This is a genomic window from Acinetobacter sp. AYS6, assembly GCF_025630795.1.
In the GTDB taxonomy this organism is placed as follows: Bacteria; Pseudomonadota; Gammaproteobacteria; order Pseudomonadales; family Moraxellaceae; genus Acinetobacter.
Genome location: NZ_JAOTNV010000010.1, coordinates 155,336 through 171,293, shown reverse-complemented (window position 1 = coordinate 171,293; position 15,958 = coordinate 155,336). Strand labels below are relative to the sequence as shown.

Sequence of the window (15,958 nt, the reverse complement as noted above, 5' to 3'; positions counted from 1 at the left end):
TCTGTTCTCTGTTCTCTGTTCTCTGTTCTCTGTTCTCTGTTCTCTGTTCTCTGTTATTGATATTTCTGTCTTAACTCATGTTTTTCTTGATCTGATAGAAATGCGATTTTAAGTCCATTTTCTTGAGCTGTATAAATTTGCTCAGGACTTAAACCTGCTAATGGGGCAGCAGTTAAATATTCATGTTGTATCTCAATACCTTCTACTGCAGGGTCATCTGTATTAATGGTGGCAAGTACACCATGTTCTAAAAATGTCTTTAATGGGTGCTCTGCTAAAGAAGGCACTGTGTTTGTTTGAATATTTGAGGTGAGACAAGATTCAATACCAATCTCATGTTTAGCTAAATAATCTAAAAGTTTTAAATCTTGAACTGCTTTAACACCATGTCCAATTCGTTCAGCACCTAATTCTTCAATAGCTTGCCAAATACTTTCTGGACCAGCAGCTTCGCCTGCATGTACTGTAATATGCCAACCTGCATCACGCGCTTTTTTAAAGTGCTCAATAAATAAATTGCCCGGAAAACCAAGCTCATCTCCAGCAAGATCCAAAGCTTTAATATCATTTTTATGGGAAAGCAGGGCATTTAATTCTTTTTCACAGGCTTCTTGACCAAAAGTACGACTCATAATGCCAATTAAATTCGCTTTTACGCCGTAAGCTTGACTGCCTTCTTTTACTCCAGCAATCACAGCTTCAACAACACCTTCGAGCGGGAGTTGGTGTGTCATTCCCATATAACCTGGTGAAAAACGTAGTTCTACATAGTCTAGGCCTTGTTGTGCTGCATCTTGCATGTTTTCAAAAGCAATGCGTTTGCAGGCATCTAAACTCGCTAATACTTTTACGCCCCAATCCAACTTAGATAAAAAACTTAATAAGTCAGGTTGATTATCCATCACTTGTACGTGTGGTCGTAACGTTTCAATGTCATAAGCAGGTAAATCTAAATGGTATTGTTGCCCCAACTCTAAAATGGTTTGAATGCGGATGTTGCCATCAAGGTGGCGGTGTATATCGGTAAGGGGAAGCGTTTTTGTAATCATAGATTTCTTCTTATCTGTTGCTATTAATTCATCATGCCTGTTTAGATGCACTGATAAAAGTTTGGATTTGCTATGTTTTTGTGAAAAGCGTTGAGTTGAGTTTTTTGAACTTACTATATTTATATAAGTTTTAATTTTGATGACATTGTTCTGGCCTAAGAAGACAACGCAGTCTGTGTAAGATACAAACACTAAGATTTTTACTGTTTTTAATTTCGCTGAGCCTGTTTTTGTTGACTCTTCAACAATAGATTGGCTGAAGAATGGTCATTGGTATTTTGCTTTTTAGTTGTAAAGATGAATAAAGGCTTGCTAAAGACCAAACTGATAAAGCGATTAATTTATCTGTAGAAATCTATTTCTGGCAAGTAAATGAAAAAGAAGAAATAGGAAGCGCTCAAATGAAGTCGGTACTTTGTCATCAAGCAAAATTACAAGTGGTGGACCAACCGAAATTAACGCCTGCTAAAGGGCAGGTTTTATTAGAAGTGGTGCGATGTGGGATCTGTGGTTCAGATTTACATATGCAGCATCACTGTGATCACATGCATGATTTGGCTGCACGTGTCGGGTTTAATGGTTTAGCGAAGTCTACAGACCCATTTGTACTAGGACATGAATTTTGTGGCAAGGTTTTAGACTACGGTCCAAAAACACGTCATAAATTTAAAGCCGATACACTCGTTTGTGCAATGCCTCTTTTAAATGTAGATCAGCATGGTTATTTATCTACAGGGCTTTCTCCAAATGCTTCGGGCGGTTATGCCGAGCAAGTATTGGCTCAATCGAGCTTGATGTTTGAAGTACCCAACGGTCTAGATGCAGATAGTGCTGCCATGACTGAGCCTATGGCGGTTGCATTGCATGCCGTTCGTCGTAGCCGTGTGAAAACTGGTGAACCTGCGATTGTGATTGGCTGTGGTCCTGTTGGGTTAGGTGTCATATTAATGCTTAAAGCGGCTGGGGTTAAAACTGTGGTTGCCAGCGATTTTTCACCAAACCGCCGTAAGCTTGCCGAGCAATGTGGTGCCGATATTGTGGTTGACCCTAAGGAGACGTCGCCATTTGCCAACTGGAAAGAGTTTGGTTTGCTTGGCAATGTTTCTGACGCGATTAATATGGGCATGGGACTTTTTGATAAGTTGCAAGCGACACGCTTACCTTGGTGGCATGGATGGCGCATGATTGATAAATTGGGTGCTTTACCAAAACGTCCTGTTATTTTTGAATGCGTGGGCGTACCAGGTGTCTTGCAGCAAATTATTGAAGGTGCACCTTTATTTTCCCGAATTGTTGGGGTGGGGGTATGCATGCAAAGTGACAAAATAGAACCCGCACTTGCAATTAATAAAGAGTTAGAAATTCAGTTCGTGTTGGGCTATACACCGCTTGAGTTCCGAGATGCACTACACATGATTGCGGAAGGTAAAGTGAATTGTTCACCGCTCATTACCGGTGTTGTCGGTTTAGAGGGCGTTACAAGCGCATTTGAAGCATTACGTGATCCTGAACAGCATGCCAAAATCTTGATTGATCCAAAACGTAGTGGTTCAGATATTCAATTAATGAGTCATTAATTCAAAGTCATTTATGCATAACTAAAAGGTTGTGATCTCATTAATCACAATCTTTTTTTATGCGTATAGAGCGCAATATTGAGCATAAATAAAACCTGCTGAGCTAATTTGTATTGCTCTTTAGTTGTTCTAGCTCTTGGTAAATCCATTCAACAAATTTCTGAATAGTCGGTGAGATGTCTTGGCTTGAGTGAATGAGATAGTATTTTCGGCTACCTTTTAGTTTCTTATTGGAAACAATCACCAGTTCTTTTTTTTGTAGTTCAGATTCAATCAACATTTGTGGAATTAAGGCCATTCCCATGTCATGGCTTGCAGCAACCGCAAGCATTGAAAATAACTCATGGCGTTGTCCATCAAAAGGTTTCGGGTGTTGCATGTGATGAGTTAGAAACCATTCTTGCCAAATGCTAGGCCGAGTGGTTTGTTGAAGTAGGGGGATTTTGAGTAAATCTTCTGAGCTTAGATCATAGGTATTTTCATTGATCATCACCGCATCTGGAAAATACTTTTCGATGAGCCTTGGTGAGCATACAGGTACAATTTCTTCATCCATTAAATAGTGTGCTTGTATGCCGGGCCAGTGGTCAATTTGCTGCTGAGTACCTGCAAAAATAGCTGCGTCAAAAATATTGTCATTAAATAAAAAAGGTTTGGTACTGGTTTCTAAGTGAACTGTAATTTCAGGGTGTTTTTGATTTAAAAGATGAAGTTTGGGTAACAGCCAGCGCGTTGCAAAGGTAGGCACCACGCCTAACTTTAATGTTCCACCTAAACCTTTATGAGAAATCACATCGGCCGTACATTTTTCTAAACCCAATAAATAGGGCTTAATACTTTTAAAATACTGCTGACCTGCAATGGTGAGTTCAACACCATGCCGAGTACGTATAAAGAGTTCAACGCCCAAGAAATCTTCTAATTGTTGAATTTGGCGAGAGACGGCGCTTTGAGTAATACATAGCTCTTGCGCAGCATAGGTATAACTTAGATGTTTTGCTGCACTTTCAAAGCAAATTAGACCCTGAATGGAAGGGATGCTTCTTCGCATAAATAAATCCTTTTATTTGTCGTCATATTTCAAAACAGCATATGACCTAAATGCAGATATCAGAGTTTAGTATAAAAATAAGCCATTTTTAATGAAATACAACCAATTAAATATCTTAATTTAATGCATCTTATTTTAAATATGCGTAAGTCGCATATCTGCATGAACATTTATCGTTTGATTACTGCATTTTTCACGCATAACATCGAGTTAAATAAAGAAGATCAAATCAAGCAGAGGATGCGATGAATCACATGGTGACAACAAAAAAAGCAAAAGTTCAATTTAACTGGCAAGACCCATTTTTAATTGAGCAACAGCTTACCGAAGATGAGCGCATGATTCGTGATGCTGCTCACGCCTATTGCCAAGAACGTTTGCAACCACGTGTACTTGAACAATTCCGTCATGAAACAACAGATCCATCTATTTTTCGTGAAATGGGAGAGCTTGGCTTACTGGGTCCAACCATTCCTGATCAATACGGCGGTGCGGGTTTGAACTATGTGAGTTATGGTTTGGTTGCGCGTGAAATTGAATATGTCGATTCAGGCTACCGCTCTATGGCCAGTGTGCAAAGCTCATTGGTGATGGTTCCAATTCATGAATTTGGTACTGAAGAGCAAAAGCAGAAGTACTTACCTAAACTGGCTACGGGTGAATATATTGGTTGTTTTGGTTTGACTGAACCTGACCATGGTTCAGACCCGGGCAGTATGATTACCCGTGCTAAAAAAGTTGATGGTGGTTACCGTTTAAGTGGCGCAAAAATGTGGATTACCAATAGCCCAATTGCCGATGTATTTGTAGTCTGGGCAAAAGAAGTTTCTGCTGAAGGCAATGTTGGTGATATTCGCGGCTTCATTTTAGAAAAGGGCTGGGAAGGTCTATCTGCGCCTGCCATACATGGCAAGGTCGGTTTACGCGCATCCATTACAGGTGAAATTGTGATGGATAACGTTTTTGTACCTGAAGAAAATGCGTTCCCTGAAATTCGAGGTTTAAAAGGCCCATTTACCTGTCTAAATAGCGCTCGTTATGGCATTGCATGGGGCGCGATGGGTGCTGCCGAGTTCTGCTGGCATACTGCACATCAATATACCATGGACCGTAAACAATTTGGTCGCCCGTTGGCTGCAAATCAATTGATTCAAAAGAAACTGGCTGATATGCAAACTGAAATTGCATTAGGTTTGCAAGTGGCTTTACGTTTTGGTCGTATGAAAGATGAAGGCATTGCGTCAGTTGAAGGCACATCTTTAATTAAGCGTAACAACTGCGGAAAGGCACTTGATATTGCTCGCATGGCACGTGACATGATGGGCGGAAACGGCATTAGTGACGAGTTTGGTGTGGCACGTCATTTGGTTAATCTTGAAGTCGTAAATACCTATGAAGGCACACATGATGTTCATGCCTTGATTTTAGGTCGTGCACAAACAGGCATTGCCGCATTTAGTAACTAATTCATTCATTTTTAAAAGATAGAGGTGTTCTTTCGGGAGCACCTTTAGGGATTTTTGCGCAAAAATTTATGGAAAATGACAAGATTCATCGTAAGGATACTCATGTAAAGATGTGCCTCTGTGTACTTAAAACTAAATGTAAAATGATGAAAATTATAGAAGATTAAGTCATACAGAAAACATAAGTAAGCTATCGATGACTCATTTGGGAAAATGAGGAACTAAAGATGAACAATGACGTTCAAGTAATATCGAAAGAATTAAGAACTACATTTCCAAGTAACCTTGGAACATATGAAAAGATTGGACCTCATACCTGGAAATGGGCGTTGTTATTTGCCTATTTTGCGATGGTGGTCGATGGCATTGATATTATGCTGCTGTCTTATAGCTTGACCAGTTTAAAGGCGGAGTTTGGTTTAAGTACCTTTCAAGCGGGTGCCTTAGGTAGTGCTTCTTTGGCTGGGATGGGTATTGGCGGCATTTTGGGTGGCTGGGCATGTGACAAGTTTGGTCGTGTACGAACCATTGCCAACTCTGTAACCTTCTTTTCGGTAGCGACCTGTTTATTGGGCTTTACGCAAAGCTTCGAGCAATTTATGGCTTTACGCTTTATTGGTGCTTTAGGAATCGGAGCACTCTATATGGCTTGTAATACCTTAATGGCTGAATATGTGCCAACCACTTACCGTACAACGGTATTGGGCACATTACAGACGGGTCAGACCGTAGGTTATATTGCAGCGACGTTATTAGCTGGCGCAATTATTCCAGATCATGGCTGGCGTGTTTTATTCTTCCTGACCGTAGTACCTGCTTTCGTTAATATTTTCCTGCAACGGTTTGTACCAGAGCCAAAATCTTGGCAGCTCACCAAAATTGAAAGCTTGCAAGGCAATAGACAACCTAAAGAAATGGTGGTGGCTGAAAAGCCGAAAAGTGGCAGTATTTATAAGCAAATTTTTAATAACTTTAAACACCGTAAAATGTTTTTGTTGTGGATGACCACAGCATTCTTCTTACAGTTTGGTTATTACGGCATTAACAACTGGATGCCAAGTTATTTAGAAACAGAAGTGCATATGAACTTTAAAAACTTAACCAGTTATATGGTGGGTTCATATACAGCAATGATTCTAGGCAAAATTTTAGCGGGTTATCTTGCAGACAAATTTAACCGCCGTGCTGTTTTTGTGTTTGGAACAATTGCCAGTGCCGTGTTCTTGCCAATTATTATTTTCTTCAATACCCCTGACAACATTTTGTATTTATTAATCACTTTTGGCTTCTTATATGGCATTCCATATGGTGTGAACGCGACTTATATGGCTGAAAGTTTTTCAACCGACGTGCGCGGAACAGCCATTGGTGGTGCTTATAACATTGGTCGTGTCGGGGCAGCGATTGCACCAGCCACCATTGGATTCTTGGCATCGGGCGGTACGTTTACTATGGCCTTTATTGTGATGGGCGCTGCATATTTTGTTGCGGGTGTATTGCCAGGCTTATTTATTAAAGATCGTCAGTACGATCCACAAAAACAATCATAAACAATGACAAGAAGGTGCGTTGAGCACCTTCTAAAAAGATAAGGGTATCGTTATGGGTGCATTACAAGGAATTCGGGTTTTAGATTTAAGTCGTGTGCTTGCGGGGCCATGGTGCGGACAGATCTTGGCAGACCTTGGCGCGGAAGTCATTAAAATTGAACGCCCTCGAGTCGGTGATGACACCCGCATGTGGGGGCCACCATGGATGCCCGATCAAGATGGAAACATGACTCGTGAATCTGGTTATTTCCAGTGTACCAACCGCAATAAATATTCGGTTGCGGTGGACATTACCACATCAGAAGGTCAGGCCTTAATTTATGAAATTGCCAAGACTGCCGACGTGGTAATTGAAAATTATAAGACAGGGTCTTTGGCTAAATATGGTTTGGACTATGCGTCATTAAGTGAGCTGAACCCGAACATTGTGTATTGTTCGATTACCGGTTTTGGGCAAGATGGCCCACGTGCAGAAGAACCCGGTTATGATTTTATTATTCAGGGTATGTCTGGCTTAATGAGCATTACTGGCGAGCCTGATGATGTGGCTGGTGGTGGTGCACAAAAGGTTGGTGTGGCTGTGGTAGATATTCAAACTGGTTTGTATTCAACCATTGCCATTCAAGCCGCATTGATTGCACGCTCACACACGGGACGTGGTCAGTATATTGATATGTCACTCCTTGATGTACAGGTCGCGGCACTGGCAAATCAGGGAATGAACTATTTAGCTTCTGGTAAGGCCCCACAGCGCATGGGTAAACAACATCCGAGTATTGTGCCGTATCAAACTTTTAAGGCTAAAGATAAAGAATTTATTATTGCTTGCGGTAACGATAAACAGTTTAAAGATTTGTGTGTTGCGATTGGTTATCCAGAGTTACTCGAAAATGAAAAATTTGTCCGTAATCAGGACCGCGTCAAATATAGAAATGAACTGATTCCTTTATTGTCGGAGCACTTTTTGCAGAAAACTGCTAAAGAATGGGTCGAGATGATTCATGCGCTTAAAGTTCCCGTAGGTGTCATCAACTCTATTGAAGATGCTTTGGCTGAACCACAAATTGTACATCGCAATTTGGTGGTGAGTATTCCTCATCGTTTAAATGAAAACTTTCAAACCATTGGTTCACCGATCAAACTCTCTGATACTCCAGTTGAATACCATCACGCACCGCCAGAGTTGGGTGAACATACTGCTCAAATCTTATCGAGATTTAAAACAGCAGAAGAGCTAGCTACGTTAAAAGAAAAGGGCATTATTGATGGGGAAATTGCTTAAGCTATTGTCGTTTTTAATGTGATTCAATTTAAATAAAAACTGTGATTTGCAATAAATCACAGTTTTTTTATTAAAAAGTAAGCGTTTTAATATTTAAAAATAAGCGGCAGCTCTGGTCTGAAATCATGAATTATTCCTTGAGGTTCATGATCAAAACTAATTTCCATTAAATGCTCCGATCCATCGGTGACTTCAAAATTATCAACTGTATTGAACAGTAATGAAGTCGGGTGCTCTTCAAGGTTTGGTATAGAAACCTTAATTGCGGTGATTTCTGATAAATCTTTGCTATGCACAAGAGGTTGTTGTTTTTCTTTCGCAGCAAGGTCTGGTCGTGAAGCAAATGAAAGGAAGAACCACATCGGTTCAGATACAACAGAGTCTTTGGCAACATTTACTTCTAAGCCGGCTGGTAAATAGCTTGGCTTGTAAACCCAATTAGGAAATTTTGCACCGTTATCATCTTTATTTTTAGGGCGAAAACAAATACCAAAAGGGGACGCGATATTATTTTGAGTACTTAGTCGTTCAAAAAGCAGAGTCGGTTTTGTGAGATCACTTGAAGCTTCTTCTGGATTATTTAAAAAGATTAATTCGATAAAGCTATTTTTAAAGAAAAAGCGTCTGTTTTCTGTACCTTGACCCGGATGCTTATTGGATGAACCTTCTGTTAGACCGAATTTTTTTAAAGTTTCAGCTTCGGGAGCGCCTGATTGTACACAAATAAAAATATGGTCCACTTCCATTTTAAGTTCTCATACTAATGTTGATGAATATTAAATAATTGATTAATAGAGTTTTTCATGTTTATCGCAAGTGTTTCATCGAAACCATCGACTAAAAAGCGGCTAATTAAGCCTTCAATCACCGTATAGATCAGCTCAGATAAAGCTTCACCATTCGGTATATTGCAGTTTTGTGCAATCAATACTTTAATCCATTGTTTATGGGCTTTAGAAATAGAAATAATGTCTTGATCATCTTGGTTAGATTCAGCGACCGCTCTTACAAATAAACAGCCCTTAAAAAAATCTTGTCTAAACCAATTGGTGTGCCAATCCAGAATTTTATTGATGGCTTCTAACCCTGTTGCATCTCCTACATAACCTAGAAGGCTTTGCTTAAACCGTTCATCACGAGCAATGAGCACAGACTTAACCAATTGATTTTTATTTTTATAGTACGTGTACATCGTAGTTTTAGAGCAGCCAGATTCATCGCGAATCAGGTCAACGCCAACCCCGACAAAACTATTTTCATTAAATAGTTTCTCGGCTGTATCTAATATTTTTAAGGCAGATTTTGACATGTGTCTTTTCCAAAAAATAAAATAGTACAGATCTGTACTATTTGAAATTTTATCTATATGCTTTTTAAAAAGCAACTTTTGTTTCAGGAATAAAAACCATGTTCTCTATCTTTTATGGCAAAGAAAAACTGGCTCCATCGCCCAGTAAAGTTGATGTTTTAAGAAGTCTTATTGGAGGTACGCTCAGTATTTTTATACTTCTGTGGTTGAGTAAGCTCACACACAATATCTTTATCATGGCGCCGTTTGGTGCGACCTGTGTATTGCTCTATACCGTGTCGCAGTCACCTTTGGCGCAGCCGAGAAATATTATATTTGGACATCTTATTTCGGCTTTTGTAGGTTTGTTTTTTCTAAAATTTGTTGGTGTTTCTATTTTTACAATTGCTTTATCAGTAGGTTGTGCCATTGCGCTCATGCAAGTGTTTAAATGCGTTCATCCACCTGCTGGGGCCAACCCTTTGGTTATTTTGCTCACTGCGAGCAGCATACATTACCAGTGGAGTTTCTTAATTTTTCCTGTTTTGGTGGGTGCAGTGTCTTTAGTTTTGGTGGCGATGCTAATCAATAATATTAAAGCGAGTACCAAGTGGCCGATGTATGGCTTGGGAATTTTAAATAGTAAAAAGTAGGCAAGTTATGAAATATTTTGAGCTTAAAATAATGAAAGTATTCACTACGTCAAGATAGTGAATACTTTTGAATGAAATTATGACTTTCTAGAAATACGTTCTTCGATGGCAAATTTGAGTAAAGAAGCGCTGCGGTAAAAACCGTGTGCGAACTTTCCAAATGGCATGGTAATAAAAAACGTCATGACCGTAGCTAAATGGAAAATCAGTAAAAGTGCCATGTAAGGTGTATTGCGAAATGCCATGAGAGCTAAGCCTGAAGCACTGACTAAAATTAAAAGGAAAATAAAGCCTCGATCTACAGGTTTTTGCTCGCGGTCACCATGTAATGGATGACGTTTAAGGTTTAAATAAAGCAAGCCAGATGGTCCAATCACTAAGCCAAACCCACCGAAAGTACCTAAAATCACAGGCAAGCTAAAGATAGGGTAAGGCGCATGTAGGTTAAGGAAATAGTGATATAAAGTCGCTACGCCTGTGGCTGCAAAGCAAAGCATAAAGCCATAAAACGTCAGGTGATGAAACACGCGGCGGATTTGTGTGTAACGGTCATCCTGTTCATTACAGCCTTTGCCATGTCCACCATCTAAATATTTAAGTGTTAATACATTTTGGGTAGCTTGAACTAGGTCTGGTTTCTCAACTTTGCCGTGAATAACTTTAGACGTCTGTCGCCAAAATTTACTAATTCCAATGCCGAGCAAAACAATCGCAACTGTAAAAGTTGCTCCAAATAATAGAGCTAAAAAGTTATGCGGGAAAATCGCATAGAAATTACCTTGATAACCTGCAAACAGGTCGGTGCCTTTGTACCACACCACAGCTAACATGCATAAAAAGAAAATAACTGATAACGCCGAGACAAAAGGAATTTCGACAGACTTATAAAGTCGGCCTAAAGGCTGAGGGGTCGCAAACTCTTGGTAAGTTTCCAAACGTACTTGTGCCATCGCTTTCGGAATATTTACACCAAACTCATGCGGCGGGGCATATTGGCAAGCGTGTAGACAAGCACCACAGTTATGGCAAAGGTTTGCGAGGTAATGAATATCGGCTTGATTAAACTCAAGGCGCTTGGTCATCGCCGCAAATACAGCACAAAATGACTCACAGTAACGACAAGCATTACAAATCTGTAGGGCTCTTTGAACTTCCTGCTCATGGTCAGAGAGCTGAACAACTGGAATTAGGGCTTTAGTACTAGCATTCATGTTCAACTCCTTGTGAAAGTGCATAGTGGGCTGCATTTTTTCCGGCAATGCGTCCAAAGGTCGTTCCGATCGACATTCCAACGCCAGCGGTATAACCCTGACCGAGTACGTTACCTGCCATCATTTCACCAGCGACAAACAGGTTGCGGCTGGCTTTATCGTTAAAACGCACAGCAGCATCATCTTCGACTTTTAAGCCTAAATAGGTAAAGGTAATTCCGGGTTTAAGCGCATAGGCATAGAACGGTGGGCGATCGAGAGGAACGGCCCAGTGGGTTTTGTTGGGAACAATATTTTCGGTGGTGCAGTCATCTAAAACCGTGTGGTTAAAGGTGCCTTGTACGCAGGCTTGATTAAATTCTTCTACGGTGTGACAGAAGGTTTTTACATCTAGCCCGATTTTTTCGGCCAGTTCTTGAATGCTATTTGCTTTTACGCCCGCAAACACAGGTGGCATAAAGCGACCAATGGCTTTTGAGTCGATAATGGAATAGGCAATTTGCTGAGGTTGTTTGGCAACAAGGCGACCCCAAATCGCATAACGTTTTGGCCAGAAGTCTTCACCTTCATCGTAAAAACGTTCGGCTTTGTTATTGACCACAATTCCTAGTGAAACGCAGTCAATACGAGTGCAGATGCCGCCGTCATATAACGGTGCTCGTGCATCTACTGCCACACAGTGCGATTGCGATGGGTCACCAATAATATCGGCGCCTTGATCTATCATAAATTTGAGCAAGTTACCTTGATTAAAGCGGGTTCCACGAATAATGAAATTATCGGCAGGCCATTCGCCGTTTTCATTTTGTCCCCATGCTTCTCTTAACCATTCCAGATTTGACTCAAAACCACCTGCGGCCAATACACAACTTTTCGCTTTAAACACACGGCCATCTTCCGCAATTGCAGCTTCAAAGTGTCCTTGGTTTAACTTTAGGTCTTTAATTTTTGTGTTGTATAAAATCTCAATGCCAAGCTCTTGGGCACTACGGTAATACGCATTAATGAGGGCTTTACCGCCACCCATAAAAAAGGCATTGGTACGTGCAACATGTAAAGCACCCGATAGTGGTGGCTGAAAATTGACCCCATGTTTACGCATCCAGTCGCGACAGGTTGCCGTGCTACGAATAACCAGACGAGCTAAGTGCTCATTGGTTTTGCCCGCAGTCACTTTAAGTAGGTCTTGCCAATATTCTTCTTCGGGGTAGGCATCAACCAATACATCTTGAGGGGCATCATGCATGCAACGGAGGTTACGAGTGTGTTGTGAGTTACCACCACGCCATTCTTTAGGTGCTGCTTCTATGACAAGTACAGAAGCGCCACTTTCTTTTGCCGTGAGCGCAGCACACAGTGCGGCATTCCCACCACCAATTACAATCACATCATGCATGGATTTCTCCCTTTCTCAGCTAGGGCTAATGTAGCTTTAAAAGGGACGATGAAGTGAGAGGCTAAGCTTGAATGGGTGTTTAGTAAAAATAAACACTAAAGGCTTAAGTGTTTATGAGTTTCGCACCGGGCCAACGCTTTTCATTAATCAAGTTGGTTACACAAGCACGAATCACCACTTTGGTGGCTAAGGTAGCGGGCGAGAGTTCTTCTTCAGATAGACTAATTAAATAGTTAATACGCTCAATGGCAGGTTCTACAACGCGCAGTAAACATAGGTCTTGCCGTGAGTTTAACGATGCACCCGCAGGTTGAATGGTTGCCATTTCGAGTTGGCTAATGCTCTCCATTAACAAATGCAGCCCATCAATTTCATACGCCACTTTAAGCTGATGAATTTTCTGTTCGAGCAACAAGCGCAGTCCATGTCGTTGGCTCGGCAAAATAAGCGGAAGTTCTTTAAGCTGTGGATGAGTAATGGTTTGAGTGTCGATACAACTTTCAAGATGGTACTGACTCAGCACCTCTTTAGGCGAGATTAAAAACATCTGTTCTTTGACTAAAGGCTGTATGGCCCACTGTGGGTCGACGTCGTCGCTAAAGATAATGGCAACATCGAGCTGCCTTGCATTCACTAAGGCCTTGAGGTCACCCGATAAGCCTTCAATTAAACGGACTTTAATGTCGGGATAACGGTTTCTCATGAGTTTTAAAAAGTGTGTGCCTATAACCGACGCGACACTTGGCGAAAAACCGACGGTAACATGACCACTTAAACGTGAAGAATGCGCAGAATCTACAGCATGGTCTAAGTGCCTAAGTGCCAATTGAACTTGTTGAAAAAAAGCTAAACCCGCAGGGGTGGGAACCGTACCCAAAGCAGTACGTTGTAAAAGGCGAATAGAAAGCTCGCTTTCTAATTTTGAGATTTGCTGACTTAATGCAGAAGTTCCAATATCAAGATTTTTTGCAGCTTTACCCAAGCTTCCTGACTCGATCACCGCAATAAAATACTTTAATTGTTTGAGTTCCACGGCAAATACTACATTGACCTTTATTGATTATTCTACACTGGTTTATCGCTATAGATTTTGTTCTATTGCTTTGAGTAAACCACTAAAAGAGAAAAGGCAACATCACCTCAAGATGTTGCCTTTTAGAGCTTTTATTGTTTAACCTGCTCAAGACCCTGTTCTTCAATAATTTGTGTTGCTTGTGGTGACTTCACAAATTTGATGAGTTCTTTTGCGACTTTTTCATGTTCAGAGTTTTTACCAATGCCCGCTGCAAATACAGTGACTTTTTGATAAGGCGCAGGAATTGGACCGACTAAATCAACTTGACCATATTGGCCAGTAAAAGGTTTGATTTCACTAATTTGCTGGAAACCAATATCAAACTGACCTTCAGCAATACGTTTTGCAACGCGGTCACCGACCACTTTTTCTGCTTTACCAGAAATCACTTTGTACTCGACAGGTGGGAAGCTTGGGAAAACATCTTTTTCAAGATGCGTACCGCTCGCACTTGCTGAATAGCCTATGTGCTTAGCATTTAATAAAACTTTTTCAAATTTTGCCGCAGAGCTAATGTCTGGTTTTGGTGCACCTTTAGGAACAGCCATGCCAATGCTTGAATTGACTAAAGCACTTTGTGAACTTGGGTCTACATAACCTTTTTCTGCAAGCTTGTTCAGTTCAGGAGCGGCCAATACCACCACATCAAAATGTTCACCGCGATCGAGGCGATTTGGAATTGCAGTTGGCGATGCACCCATTGATGAACCAGAAGAAAGGTGAACCGTATGACCAGTTTGTTTTTCAAATATTGGAATGAGTTTTTCCATAGATGAATAGAAACCGCCTGAGCTAATCACTTCGAGTGTATCTGCGTTAGTAAGCGTTGAGCCTAAGCCTGCACCAGCTAAGCAAATGGTCATGAAGATAGGGGACTTTTTCATAGTATCTCGCTTTAATGATAGGAGAACACAGTACGGCTGCAACATGCGCCGTACTGTTCATTAAAATTTCAGGTTAAGTCGTTGTTGTTTTAAGCGCTAACCTTCGCAGGTTCTGCAATTGGGTCAGCATTCTTCTGCTTAGAACCACGGCATAAATACAAGCTTGAGATTAAGCTACATACCGCTGCTAACATCAGCCAGAATGCTGGTGTGCTTGCGTTGCCTGTGTTTTCGACAAGGTACGTACAAGCCATTGGAGTCATACCACCAAAAATAGCGGCTGCAAGGCTGAACGCTAAAGAGAAGCCAACTGTACGTACACGTTTTGGCATGACTTCGGCAAGCGTTGCGACCATGGTGCCGTTGTACATACCAAAGAAGAACGAGAAGTAAGCAAGCGTAATAATCAGATTGGTAAAACTAATGTCACTTACCAACCAGCTTAAAACTGGATAAGTTGTAAAGATGGCAAGGGTTGTAATGCCGACTAAAACTGGACGACGACCAATTTTGTCTGAAAGTAAGCCACCCATTGGTAACCAGAAGAAATTTGATAAACCTACAAATACGGTTGCTAAAAGACTATCCGTTACCGACATTTCTAGAGTACGTTTTGCATACACGGTGGTGTAAACTGTAATGAAATAGAACGTGGTTGTGGTCATAGCACTCATCATCATGCCCGCAAGTACGATGCGCCAGTTGCTCGCAAGCGTGCTGAAAATTTCTTTGGTCGATGGATGCGTTTTTTGTGCTTTAAAGTCTTCAGTTTCTTCTAACGTACGGCGGAACAAGAAGATTAAAGGAATAATCAAACAACCAATTAAGAACGGAATACGCCAGCCCCATTCACCCACTTGAGCAGTAGTTAAGATAGTGTTGAGCCAGTAGCCAAGTAATGCCGCAAACACAACCGCAATTTGTTGGCTGCCAGATTGCCAGCTTGTGATAAATCCACGGTTTTTATCGGTTGCAATTTCAGCGAGATAAATCGATACACCGCCAGATTCAACACCTGCCGAGAAGCCTTGTAATAGACGTCCAATCACCACCAAAATTGGCGCAAGAATACCAATCGTCTCATAACCTGGTACAAAGGTAATTAAGATGGTTCCGATTGCCATAAGGCTTAAAGTCACAATAAGACCTTTACGTCGACCAACTCTGTCGACATAAGCGCCCAAGAAAATAGCGCCGAGAGGACGCATAAGAAAGCCCGCAGCAAACACGGTAAATGTCATCATTAAAGAGACATATTCATTTTCAGAATGGAAAAATTTTGCTGCGATGTAAGTGGCATAGAAACCAAAAAGAAAAAAATCGTACTGTTCTAAAAAGTTGCCACTCGTTACATTTAATATTTTTTTAAAAGTAGCCCTACGGTTATTCACGACATCCATTGGAGACCTCCTTGGCCTGACAAAATGGAAACATTCACGATTTTCAATAGAGGGCTTTAAGTCGACTCATTCAATA

Annotated in this window: 14 protein-coding genes; 5 read left to right on the top strand and 9 right to left on the bottom strand. The window is 41.0% G+C overall.

Annotated features, from left to right (window positions below; all coding sequences use genetic code 11):
• Positions 1-53 precede the first annotated feature (53 nt).
• The gene (gene add, locus OD757_RS16520) at positions 54-1,049 is read right to left on the bottom strand and encodes an adenosine deaminase (RefSeq protein WP_263032532.1); all 996 of its coding nucleotides are present in this window, start codon (positions 1,047-1,049) and stop codon (positions 54-56) included.
• A 401-nt stretch (positions 1,050-1,450) separates the two neighbouring features.
• On the opposite strand from add, the gene OD757_RS16515 reads away from it, so the two are divergent.
• Entirely contained in the window at positions 1,451-2,626 is a 1,176-nt protein-coding gene (locus OD757_RS16515) for a zinc-binding dehydrogenase (protein WP_032004334.1), read from the top strand.
• A gap of 103 nt (positions 2,627-2,729) precedes the next feature.
• Here OD757_RS16515 and OD757_RS16510 read toward each other — a convergent pair whose 3' ends face one another.
• Positions 2,730-3,677, bottom strand: a complete 948-nt coding sequence (locus OD757_RS16510; RefSeq protein WP_016802768.1) for a LysR substrate-binding domain-containing protein — start codon at positions 3,675-3,677, stop codon at positions 2,730-2,732.
• Positions 3,678-3,922: 245 nt separating this feature from the next.
• On the opposite strand from OD757_RS16510, the gene OD757_RS16505 reads away from it, so the two are divergent.
• From OD757_RS16505 to OD757_RS16495, 3 genes are all read left to right on the top strand, one after another.
• Positions 3,923-5,143, top strand: coding sequence for an acyl-CoA dehydrogenase (locus tag OD757_RS16505; protein ID WP_263032531.1), 1,221 nt, complete (start codon positions 3,923-3,925; stop codon positions 5,141-5,143).
• A 227-nt stretch (positions 5,144-5,370) separates the two neighbouring features.
• Positions 5,371-6,693, top strand: a complete 1,323-nt coding sequence (locus OD757_RS16500; RefSeq protein ID WP_087090317.1) for an MFS transporter — start codon at positions 5,371-5,373, stop codon at positions 6,691-6,693.
• A 52-nt stretch (positions 6,694-6,745) separates the two neighbouring features.
• Complete coding sequence (locus tag OD757_RS16495) at positions 6,746-7,975, top strand: CaiB/BaiF CoA transferase family protein (RefSeq protein WP_263032530.1); 1,230 nt, start codon at positions 6,746-6,748, stop codon at positions 7,973-7,975.
• 86 nt (positions 7,976-8,061) lie between these two features.
• Here OD757_RS16495 and OD757_RS16490 read toward each other — a convergent pair whose 3' ends face one another.
• The gene (locus OD757_RS16490) at positions 8,062-8,721 is read right to left on the bottom strand and encodes a VOC family protein (protein ID WP_263032529.1); all 660 of its coding nucleotides are present in this window, start codon (positions 8,719-8,721) and stop codon (positions 8,062-8,064) included.
• Between the two features lie 14 nt (positions 8,722-8,735).
• Complete coding sequence (locus tag OD757_RS16485; RefSeq protein ID WP_263032528.1) at positions 8,736-9,284, bottom strand: TetR/AcrR family transcriptional regulator; 549 nt, start codon at positions 9,282-9,284, stop codon at positions 8,736-8,738.
• 98 nt (positions 9,285-9,382) lie between these two features.
• Between OD757_RS16485 and OD757_RS16480 the strand changes: the two genes are divergently transcribed.
• Positions 9,383-9,916: an HPP family protein gene (locus OD757_RS16480; RefSeq protein ID WP_031999811.1), complete on the top strand. Its 534-nt coding sequence runs from the start codon at positions 9,383-9,385 to the stop codon at positions 9,914-9,916.
• A 77-nt stretch (positions 9,917-9,993) separates the two neighbouring features.
• Here OD757_RS16480 and tcuB read toward each other — a convergent pair whose 3' ends face one another.
• The 5 genes from tcuB to OD757_RS16455 form a co-directional block, all read right to left on the bottom strand.
• Positions 9,994-11,127: a tricarballylate utilization 4Fe-4S protein TcuB gene (tcuB, locus tag OD757_RS16475; RefSeq protein ID WP_263032527.1), complete on the bottom strand. Its 1,134-nt coding sequence runs from the start codon at positions 11,125-11,127 to the stop codon at positions 9,994-9,996.
• The gene (tcuA, locus tag OD757_RS16470; protein ID WP_263032526.1) at positions 11,117-12,523 is read right to left on the bottom strand and encodes an FAD-dependent tricarballylate dehydrogenase TcuA; all 1,407 of its coding nucleotides are present in this window, start codon (positions 12,521-12,523) and stop codon (positions 11,117-11,119) included. The genes tcuB and tcuA overlap by 11 nt, the downstream gene beginning before the upstream one ends.
• Before the next feature lie 103 nt (positions 12,524-12,626).
• Positions 12,627-13,556, bottom strand: coding sequence for a LysR family transcriptional regulator (locus OD757_RS16465; protein ID WP_009390620.1), 930 nt, complete (start codon positions 13,554-13,556; stop codon positions 12,627-12,629).
• A 131-nt stretch (positions 13,557-13,687) separates the two neighbouring features.
• Positions 13,688-14,482 carry a substrate-binding domain-containing protein gene (locus OD757_RS16460; protein WP_263032525.1) on the bottom strand — a complete coding sequence of 265 codons (795 nt, stop codon included), beginning with the start codon at positions 14,480-14,482 and terminating at the stop codon, positions 13,688-13,690.
• Between the two features lie 89 nt (positions 14,483-14,571).
• The gene (locus OD757_RS16455) at positions 14,572-15,882 is read right to left on the bottom strand and encodes an MFS transporter (RefSeq protein ID WP_263032524.1); all 1,311 of its coding nucleotides are present in this window, start codon (positions 15,880-15,882) and stop codon (positions 14,572-14,574) included.
• Positions 15,883-15,958: the final 76 nt, after the last annotated feature.